The organism is Nocardia sp. NPDC019395 (assembly GCF_040632335.1).
Taxonomy (GTDB): Bacteria; Actinomycetota; Actinomycetes; order Mycobacteriales; family Mycobacteriaceae; genus Nocardia.
This window is the reverse complement of sequence record NZ_JBEYBT010000009.1, coordinates 129,441-154,154: the sequence shown is the minus strand read 5'-3', so window position 1 is coordinate 154,154 and position 24,714 is coordinate 129,441. Positions and strand designations below refer to the sequence as shown.

The 24,714-nt window shown below is 67.1% G+C and carries 14 protein-coding genes and 1 pseudogene (1 of these 15 cut by a window edge); 14 read left to right on the top strand and 1 reads right to left on the bottom strand.

The window, feature by feature from the left end:
- The first annotated feature begins 9 nt into the window (after positions 1–9).
- The 10 genes and pseudogenes from ABZ827_RS20795 to ABZ827_RS20750 all read left to right on the top strand — a co-directional run.
- Positions 10–1,761 (top strand): hypothetical protein, encoded by a 1,752-nt coding sequence (locus ABZ827_RS20795; protein WP_357238994.1) that lies wholly within the window; start codon positions 10–12, stop codon positions 1,759–1,761.
- Between the two features lie 151 nt (positions 1,762–1,912).
- A complete protein-coding gene (gene rplM, locus ABZ827_RS20790; RefSeq protein WP_357238859.1) occupies positions 1,913–2,356 on the top strand; it encodes a 50S ribosomal protein L13 in 444 nt (147 codons plus the stop codon).
- A gap of 62 nt (positions 2,357–2,418) precedes the next feature.
- Positions 2,419–2,865, top strand: a complete 447-nt coding sequence (gene rpsI / locus ABZ827_RS20785) for a 30S ribosomal protein S9 (RefSeq protein ID WP_357238991.1) — start codon at positions 2,419–2,421, stop codon at positions 2,863–2,865.
- A 195-nt stretch (positions 2,866–3,060) separates the two neighbouring features.
- Positions 3,061–4,446 (top strand): phosphoglucosamine mutase, encoded by a 1,386-nt coding sequence (gene glmM, locus ABZ827_RS20780; protein WP_357238858.1) that lies wholly within the window; start codon positions 3,061–3,063, stop codon positions 4,444–4,446.
- A 140-nt stretch (positions 4,447–4,586) separates the two neighbouring features.
- Positions 4,587–4,778, top strand: coding sequence for a PspC domain-containing protein (locus ABZ827_RS20775; protein ID WP_357238856.1), 192 nt, complete (start codon positions 4,587–4,589; stop codon positions 4,776–4,778).
- A 165-nt stretch (positions 4,779–4,943) separates the two neighbouring features.
- A complete protein-coding gene (locus ABZ827_RS20770; protein ID WP_357238854.1) occupies positions 4,944–5,252 on the top strand; it encodes a DUF6802 family protein in 309 nt (102 codons plus the stop codon).
- Between the two features lie 130 nt (positions 5,253–5,382).
- Positions 5,383–5,700: a hypothetical protein gene (locus ABZ827_RS20765; RefSeq protein ID WP_357238853.1), complete on the top strand. Its 318-nt coding sequence runs from the start codon at positions 5,383–5,385 to the stop codon at positions 5,698–5,700.
- Positions 5,701–5,702: 2 nt separating this feature from the next.
- A complete protein-coding gene (locus tag ABZ827_RS20760) occupies positions 5,703–7,454 on the top strand; it encodes a hypothetical protein (protein ID WP_357238851.1) in 1,752 nt (583 codons plus the stop codon).
- Positions 7,455–7,506: 52 nt separating this feature from the next.
- Positions 7,507–8,019, top strand: a complete 513-nt coding sequence (locus ABZ827_RS20755; RefSeq protein WP_357238849.1) for a hypothetical protein — start codon at positions 7,507–7,509, stop codon at positions 8,017–8,019.
- A 421-nt stretch (positions 8,020–8,440) separates the two neighbouring features.
- Positions 8,441–8,620 (top strand): annotated as a pseudogene (locus tag ABZ827_RS20750) (type II toxin-antitoxin system Phd/YefM family antitoxin); the annotation flags it as partial.
- A 40-nt stretch (positions 8,621–8,660) separates the two neighbouring features.
- Here the strand turns inward: ABZ827_RS20750 and ABZ827_RS20745 are convergent.
- Positions 8,661–8,795: a hypothetical protein gene (locus ABZ827_RS20745; RefSeq protein WP_357239005.1), complete on the bottom strand. Its 135-nt coding sequence runs from the start codon at positions 8,793–8,795 to the stop codon at positions 8,661–8,663.
- A 202-nt stretch (positions 8,796–8,997) separates the two neighbouring features.
- Between ABZ827_RS20745 and ABZ827_RS20740 the strand changes: the two genes are divergently transcribed.
- The 4 genes from ABZ827_RS20740 to ABZ827_RS20725 form a co-directional block, all read left to right on the top strand.
- Positions 8,998–10,515, top strand: a complete 1,518-nt coding sequence (locus ABZ827_RS20740) for a hypothetical protein (protein ID WP_357238847.1) — start codon at positions 8,998–9,000, stop codon at positions 10,513–10,515.
- 12 nt (positions 10,516–10,527) lie between these two features.
- The gene (locus ABZ827_RS20735; protein ID WP_357238845.1) at positions 10,528–10,896 is read left to right on the top strand and encodes a hypothetical protein; all 369 of its coding nucleotides are present in this window, start codon (positions 10,528–10,530) and stop codon (positions 10,894–10,896) included.
- 4 nt (positions 10,897–10,900) lie between these two features.
- Positions 10,901–11,428 (top strand): YbaB/EbfC family nucleoid-associated protein, encoded by a 528-nt coding sequence (locus ABZ827_RS20730; RefSeq protein WP_357238843.1) that lies wholly within the window; start codon positions 10,901–10,903, stop codon positions 11,426–11,428.
- A gap of 104 nt (positions 11,429–11,532) precedes the next feature.
- Positions 11,533–24,714, top strand: partial view of a LuxR C-terminal-related transcriptional regulator gene (locus ABZ827_RS20725; protein ID WP_357238841.1) — the 5' portion only. It continues 54,447 nt past the right edge of the window; only the first 13,182 of its 67,629 coding nucleotides appear in the window; its start codon is at positions 11,533–11,535; its stop codon lies off the right edge, out of view.

Genomic DNA, 24,714 nt, shown 5'->3' with positions numbered 1-24,714 from the left:
ATGCCTGTGATGGTGCGAGTTGGTGCGGTACACCTCGGGTGGGATGTGGTGTCCGTGGCTGCGGGCGGATCCGGCGTGCCCATCCGCCCGGTACAGGTCGAGGGAAGCTACAACCCACCCGCCTATTTGCTGGCCGATGCTTCGGGCAAGCTCTTCACGGCCGGAGCGGGTAGGCAACGGCCCGATCTGGGGATGGCTATCCCCGATGTCCGGGAGATACTCGGTCACCCCCAGATCGTGATCGCCGGGGCCACCTGGCCCGCGGAGCTGGTCTTCCGGGCCCGCCTCTACAACCCGCTGGCCGCGATCGGGTCCCATCTGCGCGGCAAGCCCGATGTGGTGGCGCTGCCGTATCCGGATGATTGGCCGGAGCCGAAGATCGAGGCCTATGCCCGGCTGGTCGAGCAACTCGACGTCGAGGTCGAGCCGATCCCGGAATCCATCGCCCTGTCCGGCTATGTGCGCGCCCTGGGCCTGGTCCGCGCGCCCGATCATCGGCTGCCCGACGGGCTGGGCGCGACCGCGGTCCATTTCGACGGCCAGGTGGTCGACGGTCGCGCCGATATCCTGGTCGTCGCGGTACACGGTGACGAGGAACGGCCCACGGAATCGGTATATGTGCCGATCGACCCGGAATCCACCCGCGACCCGCGGGTCGCCGACGATACGGTGATCGAGGTGATGGCCGCGGCACGCGCGATCGGCGCGGACAATTCGACGGTGCTGCTGGCCGGGCAGGTGGTGTTCAACGAAACACTGCGGTTCGCGTTCCGCAACCACCTCGGACAGCGGCTGAAAAAGGCCGAGCATCCCATGCACGCCCTCGTTCTCGGCGCCACGCATCTGCTGGTCAGCGAGAACGAGGACGACGAGGAGGAAGATCCGGGGCCGTATCCGCATCCCGCACCGCCCACCGGTGGAGGGGGGCCGAACTACGCGGCACCCAGCCGAAGGGACGAGTCCGGTCCGGCCCGGAATCCGGCACCGGCGCCCACGCAGAATCCTTCCGCGGGTGGTCGTGGTCCGCACCCGTCCGCAGGTCCCGACCGGGCGATGACGAATCCGCCGGTACCGCCTCCGGCGCGGCCGGGTCAGGAACCGCCGCGGCCCGGGCAGTTCCGTCCCGGCGACGCCCGCGGTGAACTGCCACCCCCGATCAGCGGCCCGCCCGGCCGGTTCAACCGCGCGCCCGACCCGCACACCGGCAGCCAGCCGGCGCCGCAGTCACCACCCGTCGGACAGCCGGGTCCGCGTCCGCACCCGGCCGGGCCCGCGGACGGTGGATCCCGGCCCGAGGCCGAGCCGGACGACGACCGGGGCAAGGGCAAGATCTGGAACAAGATGAAGGACAACCTGTTCGGCGCGCATGCCGTGGTCGGTCTGGCGGCGCTCGTCGCCGCCGCGACCTGGGCCGCCGGCGGGGCGGGGACCGCGCAGGCGCATCCCGGCCCGGCCGGTGTCGTCGTCCGATCGGTGACACAGAGTCCCGAGGCGGCGGCGGTATCGCACAGTGCCGCGGCTTGTGTGCCGATGCCCCGCGTCCTGGTGGAGCCCCCTGCCGCGGCCGGACCCGGCACCGAGCTTCCGGGTCAGCCGCTCTATGCCCGCGAGCCGGCCCCCGAGGCGGGCGAGTCAGGGCAGGCTCCGGAATCTTCCGAGCCGGGTGCCGGCGAATGCGGCCGGTCGGGGATCGACACCTTGCGCTACCTGGTGCCCGGCCTGCCCGGGGTCACCGACCCCGGTCCGCCGATCGATATCTGAGCCGGTCACCGGCGGTTTCCGGTTGCCGCCGCCCGGCTGGTATCGTGGTCCGCTGGTGTGCGGAACACCGAGGCCCGGGTCTCAACCGGCCGCCGGGAACACCTCGACCGCATACTTGGCCGGCAGCATCGACGACAGACAGGGAAAAACTGTGCCGACGTACAGCCCGAAGGCGGGTGACGTGACCCGTAAGTGGTACGTCATCGACGCCACTGACGTAGTGCTCGGCCGTCTTGCCGTTCAAGCAGCGACTCTGCTGCGTGGCAAGCACAAGCCGACCTACGCTCCGCATATGGACGGTGGCGATTTCGTCATCATCATCAACGCCGACAAGGTTGCCATCAGCGGTAACAAGCGCGACGGCAAGCGCATCTACCACCACTCCGGGCATCCCGGTGGCCTCAAGTCCCGCACTGTCGGTGAGGTGCTGGATACCCGCCCCGACCGTCTGGTGGAGAAGGCGATCAAGGGCATGATCCCCAAGAACAAGCTCGGCAATGCCATCGCCGGCAAGCTGAAGGTGTACGCGGGCCCGAATCATCCGCACGCCGCCCAGCAGCCCGTTCCGTTCGAGATCAAGCAGGTGGCCCAGTGACCGCTCCCGAGGAATTCACCGAATACGACGAGGCCGTCGTCGAAGATGCTGCCGCCGAGGTTCTGGACGAAGGTGTGGTCTACGAAGACGACGCCGAATTCGTCGAGTTCGCGGCCCCGCTGGACCGCCCGGTCCAGACCGTCGGCCGTCGTAAAGAGGCCGTGGTCCGGGTTCGCCTGGTGCCTGGCACCGGCAACTTCGTGCTGAACGGCCGCACGATCGAGGACTACTTCCCGAACAAGGTGCACCAGCAGCTGGTGAAGTCCGCGCAGGTCACCGTCGAGCGCCTCGAATCCTTCGATGTGTTCGCGCGTCTGCACGGCGGCGGCCCCTCCGGGCAGGCCGGCGCCCTGCGCCTGGCCATCGCCCGCGCGTTGATCGTCGCGAACCCCGACGACCGTCCCGCGCTCAAGCGTGCCGGGTTCCTCACCCGTGACCCGCGTGCCACCGAGCGCAAGAAGTACGGCCTCAAGAAGGCCCGTAAAGCGCCGCAGTACTCGAAGCGCTGATATCACCGATACCGGCCGTCTGCTCGCGGTATGCGGGTGGGCGGGCCGGTGTCGATATCGAGAGCAGGCAGCCAGCCGCAGTCTGGTGGCCTGCTCTCGTGCTATATGTACCGCGGTGTTCGTCGGCCGGCCGTCTCGAAGGTGTTTCCGGCAGGGTTCGTCGCACGCTGTGGACTCACTGATGAGGGGCAAGGTATGGGACGTTTGTTCGGCACCGACGGAGTACGCGGGCTGGCCAATGATTCGTTGAGCCCGGAACTGGCGTTGCGGATCGCGGGGGCGGCCGCGCAGGTATTGGGTACCGAGGTTCGGTCCGGTCGCCGCAATGTCGCGGTGGTGGGCCGGGACCCGCGCGCCAGCGGCGAAATGCTGGAGGCCGCGGTGACCGCGGGGCTCACCGCCGCCGGGATGGATGTGTTACCGGTCGGTGTGCTGCCGACACCGGCTGTCGCGTATCTGACCGCCCTCTATGACGCCAGCCTCGGCGTCATGATCTCCGCCTCGCACAATCCCATGCCGGACAACGGGATCAAGATCTTCGCCGCGGGCGGGCACAAACTCGAGGACGCCGTCGAGGACCGTATCGAGGCCAAGGCCACCTCCGGCGACTTCACCCGGCCGACCGGTGCCGGTATCGGGCGGGTACTCGGCGCATCGGGTTCCCGGCAGCCCGGGTTCGATATGCCCGATCAGTTCAGTGTCGGCGGGACCCACGAACGCTATATCGAGCATCTGACCGAGGTCACCGGCCGCGACCTCAACGGTCTGACCGTGGTCGTGGACTGCGCTCACGGCGCCGCGTCGGAGGTCGGGCCGGCCGCCTACCGGGAGGCCGGTGCGCAGGTCATCGCGATCAACGCCGAACCCGACGGGCTGAATATCAACGACGGGGTGGGGTCCACCCATATCGAACAGGTGCAGCGCGCGGTCCGCGAGCACGGCGCGGATCTGGGCCTCGCCCACGACGGCGACGCCGATCGCTGCCTGGCCGTGGACGCCGACGGCAATCCCGTCGACGGTGACGCGATCATGGCGATTCTCGCCCTCGGTATGCACGAAGCCGGAACGCTGGCCGAGAGCACCCTCGTCGCCACCGTGATGAGCAACCTCGGACTGCATATCGCCATGCGCGCGGCCGGTATCACCGTGCGCACCACCGGTGTCGGCGACCGCTACGTACTGGAAGAACTGCGCAGCGGCGGCTACACACTGGGTGGTGAACAATCCGGCCACGTGGTCTTCCCGGGCTTCGGCACCACCGGCGACGGAATCCTGACCGGTCTGCAACTGATGGCCCGGATGTCCGCGACCGGAAAACCGCTGGCGGAGTTGGCGAATGTGGTGCAGAAGGTGCCGCAGGTGCTGGTGAACGTACCGGTCCTGGACAAGGCCGCCGTCACCGCCGATACCGGAATCCTCGAAGCGGTGCGTGCGGCCGAGGTTCTGCTCGGTGACACCGGTCGAATCCTGCTGCGCCCCAGCGGGACCGAACAGCTGGTCCGGGTCATGGTGGAAGCCACCGACAACGACCAGGCCCAGAAACTCGCCGACGACCTCGCGAAACTGGTCGCCGCGGTCTGATCACAACTCCCCGGCTCAGGGTCCGACCCTGAGCCGGGAGCGGTGAAAGATCAGGGTCGGGGTCGGTATCGCTACCGATGCGGGGTTCTCCCGGTGTGCGGATAGTGGACTGTGTAGTCCCCGTTACCGAAAGGACCACCATGACCGCCCCCGCACGCCGCTTCACTCGCTCCACCACCGACAAGTGGGTCGGCGGAGTCTGCGGCGGTATCGCCGAATACCTGGGCTGGAGCTCCGGAATCGTCCGCCTGCTCTTCGTCCTGTCCTGCATCCTGCCTGGCCCGCAGTTCGTGATCTACCTGGTGCTGTGGCTGATGATGCCGAAACGCTGATCGCGCCCGGCAAACTTCCGGCTTTCCACGAGCCGCTACCAGGCCCCGTTCCCGTATGGGAACGGGGCCGCGCTGTGTCGTCCCGGGGGCTGCGTTCTGTCGGCCGGGATGGAAAGATGGGCGAAAACCTGTATCGCCGCCGACTTATGGAACTCAGGAGGACCCATGCCGACATCCGGAGAGTTCCCAGGTCTCGGAATGCCGGGCTTCGACACCACCTCGTCGCTGGACGACCTCGGCGCGGTGGAGATGGAACCCCCCACCCAGGACCTGGACGGCGACGGCATCCTCGACACGTTCACCACCTCGAGTTCGGACTCGATGAGCGTCTGGACGGACTCCGATCTCGACGGCTACGCCGACCAACTGAGTGTGGTGGAGAACGACGGCGACTACGCTGCCTGGGAGTACCACCGCAACCCGGACGGCACCGGCGAATGGCGGCAGACGGATCAGGGGACAGTGGGGGAATAGGCAAGTACGGAACGTTCGGGGTCGGGTGGAACCGGAACTCGGGCGGGCGCGTCGAATCAGATAGCAGCAGAGCGCCGCAGGGCCGATCGGGGAGCTCCCGGGAGGGGCGGGCAGGACGGAGGGGAGACCCATGAGTACGGGTGATCAGTCGGTCGGGATGGATGGCCCCGCCCTGACGAAGATGGCAAATGATATGCGTACCAGCGCCGGTGTGGTCAAAGGGCAGGTCGGGAGCGTCGTCGACCATATGGTCGGATCCGCCGACACCGGGTTCGCGTACAAGACGCAAGGCGATAACATCCACGCCGGACTAGAGACTGTGCAGGCTTGGTTGAACGATTGGTCCGAGGCCACCCAACTCTCCGGTGACGCGATGGGACAGACGGTACTGGAGATATCGACTGTGGACCAGGAAAATGCCGTCGGCACTCAGCAGGCTGCGAGCTGACCGTGCAGACTTGGACATGTACCGAAATCCTCGAGTTCGGATCGCGGGCACTGCGGTATTTCGAGATCCTCGAGGTGCGCTATCTACGGTGGGTCGGTGACGCGAAGCCGCCTGAATTCAAGTCGTACAATGAACTCCATTCACTTTTTTATCAGCAGAATGGTTTGAAAGATCAGCCGTTCCGCGACTCCGCGGATGCATTGAAGGCTGTACTGGAGAAGGTCGCCAACGAGCTCAACCAGCAGACTACATTTGCGAATAACCTACCCTCGGTGTGGTGGGGCGAGGCAGCGACCAAGGCCTCGACTATGCTTGCGACGCAAACCCGGTTGGCGCAGGCCGATCTCGCCATTGTGCGTAGGGTCTATGAGAATATGGATTCTGCACAGCAAGCCCTGCGCGAGGCGGTTTCAATAAAATCTGAAGCCGCCAAAGGGATTTTGACAGGTGAAGAAATAGAGGTCGACGGTAAGACCCCTGACGATATCGACAGTATAATAACCTTCGCCAAAGGCTTCGATAAGACCACCACCGATTGGTTCGGGGACTCTTTGCTGGACAAGGTCAACAGAATATTTCCCGAATGTAAGTTCACTGCCTCCTCGCTCGAGTGGTCCGATGTGACGGGAGAAGGGCTCGACTCGTCCGGGGGAGCGGGGAAAGACGGGGACTCCCGGCACGCTAACGACGTAGACCTTCATAATAAGGCCGTCAAAATGAGGAATCGCTGTATCGAATGGCTCAATAACCCATTCAGGACAGAGTACGAATCGAATATCACCGAATTCGTGAATGCGTGCAACGAATCCAATAAGCAGGTGGGACATATCTATGACGAGCTGGTGAAGGCATTCCAGGGTTTGAACGCGACCAAGTATCCCTGCCCAAAGGTTGGGCAGACACCGCAGACCACTAACCCGGCCGGGACCACAACCGGGCAGCCCACCGGTACCGGAACCCCCACGACCCCGGGGACTCCATCGACCCCAGGGACTCCGTCGACTCCGGGGACTCCATCGACACCCACCACACCGTCGACAACCACTCCCAGCGCCGACAACCCACTGTCAACGGTTGCCGCGTTGGGTACACAGCTTGCTTCGTCGGGTATAGGCACCCAGTTGACCGAAGGGCTGAACGGTTTGGTGAGTTCGGCGAGTCAGCAGATCACCAGCACGCTCGAACAACTCCGGGAACAAGCCGAGAACGTCCTCGATCCTGATGGCGACGATGAGCCCGACAAGGATCTGGACGGTGACGGGGTCCCGGACCAGGACGCCGACGGTGACGGCGAGCCCGACAAGGATCTCGATGGTGACGGCAAACCGGATAAAGACGCGGACGGTGACGGCAAACCGGATGCCGACAGTGACAAGGGTGTCGAGTTCAACGGTCAGAACTACAAACTCGAAGTGGGTTCCGACGGTCAGTTGAAACTTGTGGTGGACAGTCCCGATGGTGAGCCGGTGACCTACAAGGTCGAAATCGGCCCGGACGGTAAGCCGTCCATCGTCGGCGAGAACCCAACCGGCGAGGCGCCACCGGAAACCGAGAACCAGCAGCCCGCCGGTCAACCCGCCGGAGTTCCGGGCGCTCCGGCCGGGAGGCCGCAGGAAGACGGAGAGCATCAGCCGCAGAACTATCCGCCGCCACCGGAACCGGAAGACGAGTCCCTCGATCCAGAGGCGCCGGCTCCTCCTCCCGCGCCACCGGTGGACACCGGTGCCCAATTGGCCGAGGCAGGTCCGCTGTGATCACCGGGCAGGAATACGGTAATGGCTCCCGGGCGCGATCGGTGAGGTAGATATGGCGAGCGAAGTCGAACGGATCGGCGAGGAATGCCGTCGGTACTCCGAGCAGATGGTGGCGCGGATGACGGAGGCGAAGGCTCAGCGCGAAGCGCGGAGTCGCGAGCGAGCCGAGCAGGTAGCGGCCGAAATGCGACAGTTTCAGCAAGAGATGGCGGAGCGCGCGGCCGAGGAGGGCCGACAGGGCAATGAGCAGGCGTCCCCGACCGGGCGACAGCACGAGGTGGAGTCGTTCCGACTGCGGGAGAACGAGATTCAGCGGCTGCGGAACGAGGAATTGCGCAGGCAGCACGACGCGGCTCCGCCGCAGGCTGGAGGCGGCGGAATACCCGTGCAACCGGGTGATGGGGGTGGGTTCCCAGCCCAGCCGGTGCCAGTCGGCGAACTGGATACACGCGAAGCAATCGCGCGCTCCGCGGCCGCCCGTCGCAGGAACAATATCGTCGCACCGATAGACGACGATGGTGACGACGAGGCCGACTACTACCGGCGCAATAGCTGGCTGGTTTGATGTGTTTCGGGCGCACCCGAGCGTCGCGCGAGGGATTCGGTAGGTAGTGTGTCGCCGCGCTTCCCGGGCTCGCTCGCGCGGCCCTTGCCCACGATCTCGCGTACGCGAGTCTCCGGTTGATCGGAACTGCAGTTCACCTTCCGGTAGAACGCGCGTGCGACTGTCAGGGGGCGCTGGAGGTCGCGCAGTACGGTCGGGCGTTCGATGTGTTGGCGAACGAGTCGGTGACAGGCCGCAGTGCCCGGGAGCTGATCGCGACTGCGATCGCACGCCGCGCCGACGGCCGTTGGCCGGACGGTCAGACTTCGGGTTCGGCCCCCGCCGCAGCGCCTCGATCGCCCGGCCGCGACCCCTCAGGTTTTCCGTACGGGATTCTGTACGGAATGTGTAGGACGGTGGTGGCTGCTGACAAGGAGATCCAATGCGTGCAAGGAACGCCACCGAGGCTCGGGACAACTTCGCGGCGGTCCTCGATGCCGCTACCGAGGACGATGACGAAGTCATCATCACGCGATCCGGAGGTCGAGAACCCGCGGTCGTGATCAGCCTGCGCGAATACGAAGCCTTGAAGGAGACCGCCTACCTCCTGTCGTCGCGTGCCAATGCGCGGCCGGCCCCGGCGGTGGTTGGCGGTGTGGGACCTAGTACTCGAAGGTCACCTGGTCCGGCCAGATCCCGTCCGTGCTGTTGCGCCGCCGGACGGCGGCGATTCGTTCCAGCAGACCGCGGTTGTGCCAGATCTGCGGTCGAGGAAGATACCGCGTGATGCTTCGCACTGCTCGAGCAGTCAGTGACAGGCTGCGACGCGCGGGGTCTGATAACGGTCGCGATCGTGCGCCGAGGCTGCGGCGGTCAGTCGATCGCTTCAAGCGACCGGTGACTGTGCGTCCGAGTTCTGGGCTTCCCACAAGTGGGATGTCGTCGTGAGGGTGTCAAAATTCAAGGCGAACGCAATTCGGGGATCGGTGGAAGTGGACTGTGAGCGACCAGAGCAGCGGAAAGCCCGGTGCGGGCAACGACGATGACAAGGCGCCCGATATCGGGTTCAGTCTGTCGCCGGACGGTCCTGCCGAACCCGAAAGTGCCGCTGAACTGGGCGAGGACACCGTTGCCGAGAGCCGGGACAGGGTGCTGGCGCGCGGGATCGCCGATGCGCTGGGCGAGGTCGGCCCGTCCGGATGGCAGCAGCTCGACGCGGTATTCGTACTGACCACGTCGACCGGGATCGCCGAGGTCGTCTATACCGGTGAGGGCCGGACCATGCGGACCGAACCGCCGGCGCCGGTGCTGGAACAGGTGCGCGAGCAGCGGGCGCTGGTCGCGGAGCTCGACGGTGAGCCGTGGTGGCGGTTGCTGGTGCGGTTGAGTTCCGCGGGTGAGTTCGAGGTCGACTACGACTTCGGTGACGAACCGTTCCCGGAGGGGCAGCTGTTCGACCCGCAGGCCTATCGCGCCGACCTGGAGGAATATCCGCGCGAAACGCTGCCGGTGTGGCTGGCCGCCTATATCGGTCACGGCGATCGCCAGACCCGGACCCCGCAGGACGCCGCCACCGCCGCGCGGGCGGATAAGGCCGCGAAGGTATGGCCGGTGCTGGCGGAGAACGAGTTCCCCGATTTTCCGGAGATGTGGGCGCGGTGGGCAGTCGTTTCCGCGGCGTTCGTGGCCGCGGGATCGGACTGGGGGCCGCGTGTGCTGCCGTCGATGGGGTGGTTCGAGAGTTCGCGGCGTGGTGGTAGCACCCTGTATTCGCTTCCGGGTGGCAAGGCGGTGCTGTCCGGTGGCGTGTGGGAGTCGCCGAATCTGGACGCCGCCTATAACGACGGTGCCGCGATGCCGGACTTCTACGCGGGTGCCCCGGAATGGGTTGCCAACCCCGTGCTGAATCCGCGTGCGGCGACCGGCTTGATGTCGTTCGTCTACTGGTGGGAGGGCGGCCGCTGGTATCGGGCCGAATCGCCGGCCGCCGAGCAGTGCGCGACCGCTGTCCCCGGTGTGTGGACCGCGGATACCGTGGTCGGTATCGTCGCCGGATTGGCCGCGCAGCCGCCGAGCGCCGAACAGCGTGCTGCCGCCGCGGCTCTGGTGTCGGCCGCCGAGGTCGGTGTGGTCACCAGGGAAACCCTGGAGGTGCTGTTCGCGGACGACCGATTCGATATCGACGGTGCGATGTACCAGCTCACCCTGGCCGGTGTGGTGGCCTCGCTGCCGCAGGAGATGCCGGAGGAAGAGGCCGTCTTCCGGGTCCGCACCTATGTCGAGAGTCGTGGTCTGGACACCACCGGGTACCCGTTGGACCAATTGGTCGCCGACCGTTTCAGCTGTGGCTGGATGGTGTACGTGCCGGTGCCGCGCGGAGAGATCGCGATCGGGCGCGCCATCTTCTACATCGCGGACGACGGAGTGCTGGAACATTCGTCATCGTCGGTTGCTCCCACCACCTTCGTGAAGGGGTTCGAGCAGCGTTTCCAGGAGCGCCAGGGAGCGACAGCATGACGGTGACACCGCATGAAGGTCTACGAGGGCGGTAACGCAATGTCTGGAGAAACACGAAAAGTTCAAGCCGATCTCGACGGCTTGGAGTCGGCAGCCCGGCTACTCGACGATCTCCGCCGTGATTTCGGCAAGATCGGCGATCGCTCGGCGGATATCATGGGCAACCTCACCACGGCATGCGGTGACGACCACTTCGGGCACCAGTTCACAGACGGTGACCGGGGTTTCAAGAAGAAGTGCGTCTCGGCCGGTGAGGCTGTCCACACCGTATCCGTATCGTTCGATCGGTATAGCGAAGGGATCGGCGGAAGCAGGGGCGCGAGCACCGCGTTGCGCGGAACCGATCACACGTCCAGCGAGAATTTCCGGCGATCGGTCTGAGTCGATGACCTCGCAACAATCCGCTGCGGAAGCCGCGGCGATCGAGAGTTACCAGCGGCAGATGAAGCTGGTCGCGCAACTACAACAGGAGCGTGCCCGGCTGACCGCGACCGCATCGGTGCGGGACAAGAAGGTGACCGTCACCGTGAACGCGAACAGCGTGGTGATCAAGACGGAGTTCGCCGACGACATCGCTGAATTGAGCTACGGCGAGATCGCCGAGGCGATGACCGAGGCTGCACAGAAAGCGTCCGAAGCGGTCAACCGCCGAGCGCAGGAGTTGGCGCAGCCGTTACTCGGTGAGCGAGCCGAACGGCCCAAGCTGTCGGATATGTTCGAGGGGATGCCCGAATTCGAGATGCCCGTGGCTCCGGAAGTATCCAGTGCCGCACCGGGTTCGGCCGAACGTGAAGCGTTCGACGCGCAGGTCGAGAATACGGCGGCCGAAGAACCGGAGATGACGTTCACCGACGTCGAGCAACGTGAGAAATCCTCCGGTCGTAGTGCTGAGGTCACCGAATCCACTTGGTGACCTTGCGACTGTACGGCGTGACCGTTGAACAATCGCCGAACCGGGTGAGTGCCGGTCCGGCGATGGCTGTGTGCGCGGTGCCGGAACGGTCGTCGTGAGCTGATATGGCCATTGATTTTCCCCCCGACGAGCTCGCCTACCTACTCGGTTTTGTTGCGGGTTCGGAAATCCCGATCGGCAATGAGGATGTCGCCGAGGTCATGCGGGAGGGGTACCAGGATCTGCGTAAGCAGATCATGGATGAAGAACTGCCGAAGATCGACGCTGCCATTGGCCGGATCCAAGAGGCCTACCCGCACGGAGCCGGTGGTTCGGAGATCCTCAAGGGTCTGAAAGATCTTCACAACCAGGCCGAAGCGGCGGCCGACAACTTCAATGACCTCGCGACCGGGATCCACGAATTCGGCGGTCAGATCGTCTCCGCGAAACTGAATGCCAACATCAGTTTGGCGTGGTTGGGCGCGGAACTCGCGTGGGCGGTATTGATGGGACCGGTCGGCCCCGAAATCCAGATCGCGGCGATTTCCTATACCCAGATGACGTTCCGGCTCATCGGCACGCGGCTGACCTCATGGATCGAAGGGAAGCTGGGTCGCTTCATCTCCAACGCCGTGGTGAAAGAATTCCTCGCCAAAACTGCCTACGAGATGGGGCAGGAAGGCGTCGTCGAAATCTTCCAGGGCACCAGCCAGGAAGTCGCGGTGCAGGGGTGGCTGCAGGCGGATGGCTATCAAAAGGGCTGGGATGGCGGCGCACTCTGGAACAACGCCTGGATATCCGGTCTCGCCGGTGCGGGCGGTGGCGCCGGTGGCGCCTTCTTCCACCGCTACGCGGAAAGGCTGCCGTGGCGCCCCAACCGCATGGGTGGTCTGGGCCGTGGAGCCATCGTCGGTGCCGGCGCCGGTTTGGCGGGTGCCATCACGGCCTGGGGAGCAACCGGAGTAAGTAGCGGGAACTGGGAACTGGACCCGCGATCGCTCACCGGCGGTGTGCTCGGTGGTATCGGGCCCAGTATGTATTACGGCTGGCACGGTGGATCGGATTACTCCGGTAGGCCGATGCGCGACTCGGACTACATGCTCATCGGCCACCAGGATTCGGGCGCCGGTGATGGGACCACGCCCCCTCCGGGGTCTGGCGAGGGCGCGAGTACGCGGGGTGAACCGGATACGCAAGATGGCTCGGATGCGGGCGCGCAGGCTGGTGCGGGACCCGCTGCGGATACGCAGCCCGGTGCTGGGGTACAGGCTGGTGCGAATACGCAGGCCGCTGCGGGTCAGCAGGCCGGTGCGGACACACAGGATGCGAATGCCCAGGGCAGTACCGCTACCGGTGACGCCGATGCATCGGGTCACGGGGAGTCAGAAGCGACGGGTCAGGAACCGGCCGGACAGAATCCCGGTAGTCCTGATGTGCAGGAAAAGAGTGAATCCGAGGGTGCAACCCGCACCGGGGGCGGCGATGGGGGGACCGATTCGGCCGGGGCCGGCGCGGATACGTCAGGCGTTACGGCGGCCGATTCCGCGGCGGGGGTCGCGAACCCGGATGGAGTAGCCGATACCGCTGCTACCGATGCGGGTACGAACGAGGGGTCCGATGCGTCGGACGCGACGATATCCACTGATCCTGATTCGGCCACCGGTGCGGACAAGGCTGATCCGGGCGACTTCGCCGGTTCGAGCGGTACTTCGGCCGGTGCCGGCACTGCCGCGTCCGGTGCCGGCGGCTCACCGGCCTCGGCCGGCAGTGCCCCAGCCGGTCCGAACAGTTCGTCGGCCGCGTCCGGCCGGTCGCGTGATCCGGGGGCGCCGCGCGGCGCAGCGAGTCCGGGCACCACACCTGGCGCGTCGAGTGCCCGGCGCCCGGCTTCGTCATCGGGTTCGGAACCTCCGGGACAGACGACACCGGGACAGCCGGGAGATCCGGCCGCTCCGGGTGCGCCGGACTCGGAAAGTACGGGTACGGCACCGCAGACACCGCAGGTGGGCGACGGTGGGCAGGTACAGGCGGGTCCCACGAGCGGGGTGGCACCGGTCGCCGATACGACCGGCATCAACCCTGATGTCGACCGGGCCGGAGTCCCGGAAGGTGAGAGCACCGGCCGGGCGGCGACTCCCGAAGGAGAGAACACCGGTCCGGCGGTGAATCCGGAACGGGAGAGCACCAGCGGGGCGGTGAACCCGGAAGGGGAGAACAGCGATCCGGATTCGGCTGACGATGACGCGTCTGTGCCGGACGGTGATCATTCGCCCGCTCCGGACAATGACGACGGTGCGCCTGCTACGAATGATGATGCCGCGAGTGCCTCGAGTGATGCCCCCGGAAGCGTTGATCCGCAGGCCGATCCGGATCCAGCCCCGGACCTGACCGATCAGTGCGCTCCGCAGACCGCAGCCGTTGTGATCAACCGACACCCCGATGCGGGAATTCAGCCGATGGGGAATGTGGGGCTCGGCGGGATTTCCTCGACGAAGTTCCAGAACCACTTCGGTGGCAAGCTGGTGCGGGCGGGTAGCGATCGCGGTGTTTCGCCGGCGCAGGAATCGATGCGGCTGCGGCTGGCTGCCCAGATGGAATACGAGCGCAACGCCGGCATGGGCCACCAGGTGGCGGGTGAGGCCGAGAAGCGGGCCAAGAAGCGGATGAAGCGGGTGGAGAAGGCCCGCGGCCGGGTGGTGGAACTGCAAAGTCGGCTGCTGCAGCCGGGGCAGGATACGGATACGGCGATTCAGGACCTGCGGACGCAGCTGACCCAGCCGGACAATGCGGATCCGGCGGTGCAGGCGGAGTTGCGGCAGCGCATCGATCGGCTGCGGAATCTGCAGGCGCGACTCGACCGGCTCGACGTGGTACCGCAGACGCGGTTGGCCGCGGAACGGGAGGCGGCCGCTGAACAAGCGCAGCACCTGCAGCAGACCGCCGAGTCCGAGCGGGCCCGGTTGCAAGATTTGGCGGCCGACCGCAAACAGCTGGTCAAGAAGACCTGGAAGAAGGTGGCTCAGCACGCGAAGCTCGCTGAACATGTAGAAGAACTCGGCGAACACGGAACGTTGGTCGTGGTCTATTCCTTGACCACGGAGAACGAGGAAGGAGTGGGCCTCGGCCACTCCTGCGCGATGTACCTGGACAACGGCGTCGTAATGATCGACGACCCGGTGAACGGTCCGCCGAAAGCTTTCGATCCGGACAATGTGCCTGAGCATATGAAGCAGATCTGGATCATGGGTATCCGCCACGACGGTTCCCAGGTGAACCCGTTGGCGGCGGGGTCGGGGTCGAACGAGGATCCCACCGATGAAGAGCGTGCCTCCGCGTTCACCTTCTTCCAGGAAGAACAGGCCCGGCGGGCACAGCAGTTGCTCGACCAGGGTTCGGCCGCCCTACGTGCCGAGTACCGCAGCGCGCTCGACGAGTTGGCCGATGCGGCGAGTGCCGGCCGGGTCACCCCGGCGGATCTGGACCGGCTCCGCGATCCGGCCCGATACGCCGAGACGTTGAACCAGTTCACCGCGCCCGCGGTCGACGATATGTCGGCCGACGAGATGGAGCAGGTCATCGCCGCCCGCGAAAAGCTGCGGGAGGTGGTGCCGCGGGTCCACGAACTCGGCCAGGGGTTGGCGACTTTCGCCGAACTGTATTCGCAGTCCGATCCGGCGCAGCAGTTGCGGACCATGCAGGCGTACGCGCACGCCGATGCCATTTCGCAATGGTCCGGATCGCTGAGCGATGTACGGAATTTTGCCGGGAAGAGCGGCCTGGAAGCTGGTCTCGGGCAGTTGTTGTCGCAGGATTTCCAAGCGGAATTGACCCGGTTGCGCGAGGCGGACGTGGATGCGGCGACGCTGCAGCGGCTGGAAGCTGTTGTCCGGCGACACCATGTGCTGGTCGAGAACATGCGCGCGGCCGCCGAACAGCTGACCCGGGTTCCGGACCCGGCCACACGCTCCACGGCGGACCAGGAGATCTCGCGCCACCGTGCGCACGCACGACAGCAGTTGGCCACGACGCTGACACAGCTGAACACCCAATTGGATACAGCGCGCCGGGAGATGGAAGAAGCGGCCGCGCGGCTCGCGCGCGCCGATCCTGCGGACCCTGCTGAGCCGGTAGCCCCCGCCGCAGTTCTCCTGGCGTTGTCGTCGCCGGATTTCGAAGCCGAGCTGGCGCGGCTGCAGGTTGGGTCGCCGGAATTGCAGGTGCTGCAGGCGAATACACACCTCTACCACGAAATGGCCGCAATCGTCGACCAGTGCACCAACCTGCTCGCCCAAGTCGAGTCCGGTGGCCCGCACTCCGTGGCCTGGCTGAGCGCGGCCGCGCAGCACGCTGCTCTGACCGCGCGATGCGCGGCCGCGTTGCGCGCGGCCCGGGACGGGACTTTGTCCCCGGATTCGGATCCCGAGACTGCCGCCCAGACCATGCGCGACGCGGTTCGCGATGTATTCGACTGGACCGATTCGCTGGAGCGCAACTGGGAGGTCCTCGGCCGGGACACGCTGGACCGAGGTTCGGTCGTGGGAACGAGTGATCGGGGACCACAGCAGGGCGCGAACCAGGATGCGATGGCCGGCGGCGTCATAGTCGTAGACGGACGCGCGGTCCGCTTTGCCATAACTGCCGGCGGGGTCCCGGATTCGATCGATGGTCACCGTGCCGCCGGAGTAGCGACCGCGGCTGCGGAGGCGAACCTGCGCTATGCGTTGCAGCGACATGAGCCCGGTATCCCGATCACCGAAGAGATCCGGGCGCGGATGGTGCGTGACGCCATCGACGCGGCGCAGGCGGCGGTGCTGAAACTGGTCGACGACGAGTACACCCGCGAGCGCGACCGCGCACAACGGGGGATCGACGCGGGGGCCCAGTTCGTCGTCCTGCCGCCGCAGACGTCTATCGCGGTGGTAGTGGTGGATCCGGGTCGCGACGGTGAGCCGGGGAATTACACCGCGGGCTGGGTCGGCGACACTCGGGTCGACGTGATCGACCCTGCCGATCCGGATGCCGCGTTCACGGTGACGTTCGACCATTCGGCGATCGGGAATTCCATGCGGGAGGCCGCGGCGGCGGCCGGGGATACCGCCGCGGGCGGGGCCGCGCGTGTGGTCGACGGGAGCGAAGCGGACGCGGAAGTCGCCGCGGATACGGCCCGGGAGCGCGGGCCTCGCGCCGCCCGGAAACTCGAGTACGCGCTCGGCTTCGGCGCGCAGGCCGATTCGGCCACAGCGGTCGATGTCACGATCGGCGGTCCACCGGCGGATGCCGGTCGCTACATCACTACCGGCGAGGTTTCCGGCACCCAGATTCTGCTGGCCCGCACCGCCGGTCTGGGCGACACCAACCGCCGAGCCCCGGCACTCGCGCAGGGTTTTGCCGACAATCCGGGCAACCTTCCCGCAGCGCTGGCCGGCCTGGCCGATAGCGCGCGAGCCGCCGGGGCGACCGGCACCGTCACCGGTGTCGCGGTACTGACCACTACGACCGAGCCCGATCCTGCCGAGCCCGCTGCGGCGGTCGTGCCGCAACCGGCGCCCTCGACACCTGGGCCGGCGCGTCCCGACGCGGCGCGGCCGTCGATGAGTCCGGATGATCTGCCTCCGCCGCCCGAGCGGATTCCGGTCGAGTTCCGGCGTCACTACCGGGTGCTGGCCGCCGAATTCGCGCGCGCCCGAGCCGAGCTGTGGCGGTTGGCCGGGCAGGCGGGGGTGAACCCGGAACGTCTCGCGTCACCGGACCGATTCCTCGCCGTGATACATGGCTTGGGCGACGATCTCGCCGTGGAGCGGTTGGAGTCCGCGGCACGGCACTTCCATGCGTTCGACGAACAGCTGGCCAGGTTCCGGCAGTGGCTCGATAGGCTCGAGGGCCGGCCGCAGGGCCAGTGGATCGCGGACGACGCGAGGTATCTGGTCGCACTGTCCGATTTGTCGGTGACGCTGCGAGAATCGCGGGAAGCGACGCAGGTTGCCATCGACGAAGCGTGGGAGAACGAGGATTCCGGCCAGTCGGCGGTGCTGCGCGAGCAGCCCAACTCGGGGCTCGCCGTGGCCGTGCGCGATCCGGATGTGGTGGCCGCGGCGCGGCGTTACGCGGATTCGCTGGCTGAAGTCCAGCGGACTGAAAGGGCGCTCGACGGAAGATCGAGGATCCCGGCCGGGTTGCGGAGCCAGTACCGCGGGCTCGTGGCCGAACTGCGGAGGGCGCGCACAGACCTCGCTCATTTCATCGGCTCGTTGCCGGTCACTGCGGCGGATCTGGTGGGCGAGGACTACCGCAGCACACTCGACGCCTTGGGGCAGATGGCGAGCGAGGCATCCGGCAACCAGGATGTATTGCGGCAGCTGATAGCCGAGGCGTCGGGTGAACGGGATGCGCTGCAGCAGTCGATGGCCGAGGCGGCCGGCGACGAGGCTGCGCTGCGGCTGCTCACCAGGGACCTGGCCGAGACCGAGCAGACACTGCGGAAGCTCGCCGACGACCTGGCCAGAAGTGAGGAATTGGGACGCCGGATCGCTTGGGTGGTCCACTCGACTCGCCGATTCCATCTGGCCGTCGACCGGGTGCGAGCGCTGGAACAGCGCATCAGTACGCATGGCGACGGTATGGCAGCACAGGACAGCCGGCCACGACCGCTGGTGTCCGAGGAGGTGCTGGCGGCCGAGCGCGCGCTCACCGACCGGCAGCGTGATGAGCTGCGGACGCGGGCGGTGCGACGCTGGCGGACCATCCAGATGTTCGCGGAAGCGCCCGCCGATTTCCAGTTCATGTGGGCGATGACCGACCATGCGACGCAGCGGGCGCTGATGCAGGTGAATCCGGAGTTGCTCGCTCGAACCGAGGGACTTCCGCGGGAGGTCCGGGACGAGGCGGCGCGGTTGAACGTGCACCGCGCCCGGGAACGGGGGCGGCAGCTGACCGATGCGGACCCGCGGCAGTCGGCGCTGGTGAACTTGCGGGCGGATCTGGTGACCGCGGCCGAGCGGTGGACGGCACAGGTGCCGGGGCATCCCGCGGTACAGATGACCGGTCGCGCCGGATCGCTGTTGGTGATCGGTGATCTGGAGGCCGCGCAAGAGGTTCACTACCACGCGGTCGACCGCAACAGCCAGGATGTCGTAGCGACGATGATGCAGGCGGCGGCGGCCGCGGTGGACGGTGTCGCCGGGGCTGGACGGCCCGCCGCAGCGGTGGTGTGGCTCGGGCCGGACGGTTCCGCCCTGGCCGGTGAAGTCGCGGCACTGTTGAAAGAGCGCGATGATACCGGGCTTTCGCAGCCGGATGTGGTTCTGGTGGGGCATGACGACCCCGCCACGACCGGGCCGCGTACCGATGGGACGCCTCGGGCCGACCCGGACCTGGTGCTGCACGCGTGGGACGACGACCTATTGGCCACGTATCAGGACCGTATCGAGATCGACGCGCCGGATCCGGGTGTGGCGCACTGGGAACCGTCCCATCGGCTGGAAGGTACGGCCAACAACTGTTTCCAGGAAGCGGCCGAGGCCGGGTTGGCGCGCATGCTGGCCGAGCTGGAACGCAATCCCGACGCCGATCCCGCGGTGATCGACGATCTGCGCGACAAGTTGAGTTTGGTGCGGCTGTTCGGCACGCCGGAGAACGGGATCGATGGTGCGATGGCCGCGCATCTGATCGGCGCGGACTGGGAGCCGGACGGGTTCGCGGATTTCGACGCGATGGCCGAGGCGGTGCCCGAGGGCGGGGTGATGATCGGTGCGGTGGCATTCGACGGCTTCCAGCAAGAAGGTGTGGTCGGTGCGCACGCGGTGATGCTCTACCGCGCGAACGGTCAGGTCTGGGTACGGGACGGTGATCGGCCCGCGGTCACCTTCGAGACGTGGCGGGCAGGGCTGACCGGTGTGGTCGGGTGGCACGGCATCGTCATCGATGCCGACGGGTCACCGGCTGTCGCGCTCGATGAGAACCGCCGGTCCACGGGGATGGCCGGTACCGCGTTCCCGATCGCGAATATCGGTGGCCTGCCGGGTACTGCCGACTTCGGTGCGGCCGCCCACCTCGGTGTTCCACCTGTCCCGTCTCCCGGTCCACCACTGACGCCCGAACGTACGCGGACCCGGTTGCACGCGGCGCTGGACGACCTGGAAACGCGTCTCGACGACGCGCATCGGGAGCTGGACACCGCGATGGACGCGCTGGACGTGGTGCGGGGCGACGAGAATTCCCGTACCGCGCTGCGTAACTCGGAGGTGTTCGCCACTGAACTCAACCGTCTGGCCGGTCTGACGACCGAACCGCGGACCGGGCGGCCCGAAAGTGTCCCGGCCGATCAACCGGACAGGCCGGTGGACGGCCCGGCGCAGGACCCGCCGCCCGGATGGCGCGAGCTGGCCGCGCACGCGAACCACTACCACGAACTCGCCGGTAGAGCGGCCCAGGTGAGAGCGCTCCTCGACGAGCTGGGGAAGCCTGACATCGGGGCGTCCGCAGCGGGAGAACAGCGCCGGCACTCACCGCAGTGGCTTGCCGCGGCGACACGTTACGCCGCCGCACTGCCGGCCTGGGCTCCCACCGTGGGGGCCGTGCGCGACGCGGTGTTGAATCACATCGATCCGGCCGAGGGGCGTGCACTCATCCGCCGGGTGAGCGCCGCCGGTGACATGCTGCAGGAGACGTGGGCGCAACTCTCCAGGGAAACAATCAATCTGCCGCATCGAACCGGGGGAGATTCGGAAGGTACCCAGCCGCGCCCGGCCCTCCGGGAGGACCCCGGGTACGGCAGCCGGGAGCAGCAGACCCGGGCGGCGCAGCGGTGGGACGATATCCGGTCGTGGGCGCGAACCCCGCAGGATTACGCGATCGCCTGGGAATGGACCGACCCGGGCGACCCCGCCGGTACGGGCAAGAGGTTCGACGGTACTCAGGCGGCGATGATCCAGGTGACGCCCGAAGCTGTCGCCGGCACCGAGGGGTTCCCCCGTGCGGCCCGCGATGAGGCGAGGCGGTTGATATTGCGCCGCCGCTCGGAAGCGTTGTCGATGCGCGGCATCTCGACCCTCGAGCAGCAGCACAGTCGCCGGCTGCTGAATTCGCAGCTGGATCTGCTGAACGCCACCGAACGGTGGGTTGCGCAGGTACCCGGGCATCCGGCGGTCGAGATGATCGGTACCACCGGCAGGGTACTGGTGATCGGCGATCCGGATACCGCCGAAAGTATCAGTTTCCATGCGGTGGACGGGAATTGCCGTTCACGGGACGAGGCACTGATGCGGGCCTCGGCTGCTGCGGTCGCTGATGTCGCGGCGTCCGAGGAACCGGCAGCGGCGGTGGTATGGATCGGGCCGGAACCCGGTACCGATGCGCAGCGTGCACAAGCCGCGATCTTGGCGCGGGCGGTTGCCGATACGCTGGCCGACCGTCCCGAAGGGCAGCCGGCGCCGGCGGTGTGTCTGGTCGGACACCACGACGCGATCACCGCTGACGAAACTGTGCCCGATACCGTGGATCCGGATCTGGTGTTCGACGCTCGCGCCGACGAAGCGCTGGCGGGACAGCGAAATCAGATCGTCGCCGAGCTCCCGGACGAGGCTGTCCTGGCGTGGCTGCCCTCGCATCGGGTGGCAGGTATTGCCAACAACTGCTTCCCGGACGCGGCCCGGTTCGCGCTGGACCGCGCCTTGCGGTCCCGGTTGCGGGACCCGCGCGTGGACCCCGATACCGACGCCGTGGTCGCCGGCTTGCGTCGTCGGATACAGCGGCTCGAGACGATGTCCGCGTGGGACACCGGCGTATCCGGCCAGTTCGGTGCGATGCTCGTGGGGGCGGACTGGGATCCGGAAGGGTTCGCGGATTTCGACGCGATGGAGGCGGCCGTACCCGAGGACGGGGTGATGATCGGGGCGGTGGCGTACGACGGTTACCAACGCGAAGGTGTTGTCGGTGCGCACGCGGTGGCGATATACCGGGAGAACGGCCGCGTTATGGTCCGCGACGGGAACCGCAGGCCGGTGACCTTCGAGCAGTGGCGCAGCACCCAGGCCGGTGTGGTCGGATGGCACGGTATCGTGTTCCGTTCCGGCGGGACGGCGGCTGTTCCGCTCGGTCCGGGGCAGTGGTCGGCGGCCGAGCCGGGTAGGGCGTTCGCGGTCTCGAATATGGGCAGTTCGCAGAGGCCTCGGGCCCCGGGCGGCACCGTCGTGTCGGAGGAGGGGGCGGTCGATCTCGGACCCGGCCTGACCCGGATGATGCGCGAATCTATCAACACGGCACCGGGTTTGGCGGCAGCGGTCGGTGAAAATCTGCAGGTACGTCGAGCGGAGTTGCTTGCGCAGGGGGTGCGGGTGGATCCGCGTGTGCTGCTGTCGCCGGATTCGCGGGCGCACGCGGGTTCGGTTGCGGGGGCATGGGTTGATCCGCGTGAGCTGGTGGCGCCGGCTTCCGGGGCACGTGCCGGCTGGAACACCGAATTCGCGGCGGTACGAGAGCGGTTGGCCGATCAGCTCGGGATATCGCCCTCGGTGCTGGCCGACGATGTGCTGGTCGCTCAGGAACTGGCCGACCTGCGCGAGTGGACCGATAAACCCCCGGGACTCGACGCGGCGGAGCAGGAATTCCTGTGGCGATACGAGATCACGCGGCTGCTGCAGCGCATCGACCGAATCGAAATGCGGGCAAGTCGGCTCGCAGAACTGCAGCAGCGGTTGCAGGCTGCGGCCCGCGGCGGCGATACCGAGGTCTACCGCCGGTTGAGTGCCCAGGTGACCCGGCTCGAGGAACTGGCCGGCGACCGGGACCGGCTGGATGCCGAGCCGGCCGCGCGTGGGATCCATCTGAGCCGGGCCGCGCAGCAGGAACTACGTGCGACTCTGGGAAGTCACTACCACAACACCGGCATGCTGTTGGCCGCGCTTCTGGATACCGACACCCCACCGGATCTGCTGCCTCGCGCGCAGCTGGAAGAGCTCGCGCAGTTACCGGCCGGGCGTGAATCCCACACGGGTGATGAGGAGTTCGCGGCCGGCCGGGCGAGGCTGGCAAGGGAATTCCTGGAGCTCCGCGACCAGCTCGACTGGGACCGCGAACTCGACGGAAATGCCACGACTGCCCGGGTACTGGACGAGTTGCTCGACAGCGGACTCGCCGACGCTCTCCGCGGCCCGCAGCGGACACCGGTCCGGCGTCGCGGTGTGGTGGGGCCGGAGCTGGTCCGCGCCCGGCGGGCGGCCGCGACCGAACGCCTGCGTTACCGCCAGAACCGGATCGCGGAACCCGGGACACCTGATTTCACCGGCATAGGTCCCGAGCAGCTGGCGGCGCTGCGGGCCGAACGCTCTCGGATGGCCGCACCACTGGAACCATTGCTGCGCGCCCTGGACGTGCCCATCCCGACCGCGGCCGAGCTGCGGCGCGGTTTCGGTGAGTGGGAGCAGCGGATACGTGCGGCGGCGGGGGACCGGCCACTCGGAGCGGACGAACAAACCCGGTGGATCGAGCGCGAGCTGCAACATCTGCGGGCCCTGCGCGACCACGACATGGCGGTGAGCGAACTCGAACGGTTCCTCGCCGCCGGCACCCGGATCGGCCGGATCGAAGCCGTGTCCGAGGCACTGCGCCGAGCCCGGATCGAAGATTCCGGCGCACGGAAGAATTTCGACGACCAGGCGCGCATCGCGGCAGCCGACCCTTCGGCAGAACTCGCCGAAATCATCGGCATCGAGCGGGACTGGGCGAATCAGCGGTGGCGGCGCGACTTGCGAAGGCAGGGGGTGTTACTCGGCAGGGCCCGGTCGGATCCGGAGCGGCTGCGGATATCCCGCATCCTGCTCGGCCTCGCCGATGCCGCCGATGCGCGCGCGGACTGGGCGCGCAGGTCGGTCGCCCTCGACGGGCGTATGCGAGGCCTCGAGAACGCGGCCGGGCTGCTGCGCCGGGCGCAGGACCTGGCCGCCACCGTAGGACACGGTCTCGATGTGCAGGCCACCATGGACCGTCGCCGTGAATTGTCCGAGCAGGTATCCGAATTGGATGCGGCGCTGACCGAGGCACTGGATGAGGCCGGCGCCTATATAGAACAAGAGCTCACCGGTCCTCCGGACGGCAGCGACGGGGTTCGCGACCCGGCCGGTGGCATACCTCGCTGGCCGGGAGCACACGCCCGCCTGTCGACCGAGGCGGGTGCTGCCCCCGTGCTCCCCGGGCTACCGGACGTCCCGTTCGGCCGGACCGGTCAGGCGTCCTCGACGGATGGGCGCCCGGCCGGCCGGCACGCTCGCCCGGTGGAATCACGCCCTGACGGCCGGGAGGACACACTCGCCGACCGTTCAGTGCGCGCCGACGGCACGGCTGCCCCGCAGCGCCCGACCGCGCCACAGCTGATGCACCTGTTCGGCAACACTCCGCAACTGTGTGCGGGCGAGAGCTTCTGGTTCGGTGAGAAGGTGCTCGGCCTGCCGGTGCGCGCGCCGTCCTTGCAGGACCGCACCCTGCAGCTGGAGGGTATGAGCCCGCTCGATGCCGCGCTGCGGGCGGGGGCGAAATGGCAACCGGGCGGTTTCGGATCGCTGGATGAGATGTATGCGATCGCAGAACGGGGCGGCACGGTATTCGGGGCTGTCGATTTCGGTGCTGCCGGCGCGCATATGTTCGTGGTGTACCAGGGCAGCGACGGTGAAGTCCGGGTGCACGAACTGGTGGGGTACTCGGAGGGCGGCGTGGTCGTCAACCGGGTGAACGATATGCGGTTCGACGATTGGGACAAGCCTGAAGGCCCGCTGTACGGCATCGTTTTCGACGAGAACAAACAACCACTGCACAAGCTGGCGCCGGGCGAAACACCTCCCGACAATCCAGGCGCCGATCACCCGGAACGAAATTTGGGCCGCCGCTCCTATTTCCACGGCCCGGACAGGAATCCGGACGCTCACGACAGCCCGGGCCCACAGGGTAAGGGCGAACAGGGTGTCCTCTGGCGTGATAACGCGGTCGCCTCCGCTTTATCGACTCCTGAAGCGGTGCGGAGTCGGCAGGGAATGAACGCCGACGCGGTGTTCGCCGGCACCGACACCGTGGACGGCACTGCTTTCCGGGTCCGAGTCGACGGTGTCGAAAACGCGATGGCCGGACCGGCTCCGGCGGTGTCGGTGAGCATGACGCTGGAACTCGACGGTGGTGGTTCGGCGCGAATTGTCCTGCAACTGTCCGAAAGTGGCGCGCGGATTCAGCGGTTCGACCCCGGTACCGATGCCGCGCGCGTCGCCCCCGCCGTGCGGCGTCTGCACGAGCGGCTCACCGGCTGGCTGGTGGCATCGAATGTGGAG

Coding starts and splice junctions, on each gene's coding strand:
- ABZ827_RS20765 (WP_357238853.1), top strand. CDS start 5,383: ATGAGTACGGGTGATCAGTCGGTCGGGATGGATGGCCCCGCCCTGACG.
- ABZ827_RS20770 (WP_357238854.1), top strand. CDS start 4,944: ATGCCGACATCCGGAGAGTTCCCAGGTCTCGGAATGCCGGGCTTCGAC.
- ABZ827_RS20795 (WP_357238994.1), top strand. CDS start 10: ATGGTGCGAGTTGGTGCGGTACACCTCGGGTGGGATGTGGTGTCCGTG.
- ABZ827_RS20775 (WP_357238856.1), top strand. CDS start 4,587: ATGACCGCCCCCGCACGCCGCTTCACTCGCTCCACCACCGACAAGTGG.
- ABZ827_RS20735 (WP_357238845.1), top strand. CDS start 10,528: ATGAAGGTCTACGAGGGCGGTAACGCAATGTCTGGAGAAACACGAAAA.
- ABZ827_RS20755 (WP_357238849.1), top strand. CDS start 7,507: ATGGCGAGCGAAGTCGAACGGATCGGCGAGGAATGCCGTCGGTACTCC.
- ABZ827_RS20730 (WP_357238843.1), top strand. CDS start 10,901: ATGACCTCGCAACAATCCGCTGCGGAAGCCGCGGCGATCGAGAGTTAC.
- glmM (WP_357238858.1), top strand. CDS start 3,061: ATGGGACGTTTGTTCGGCACCGACGGAGTACGCGGGCTGGCCAATGAT.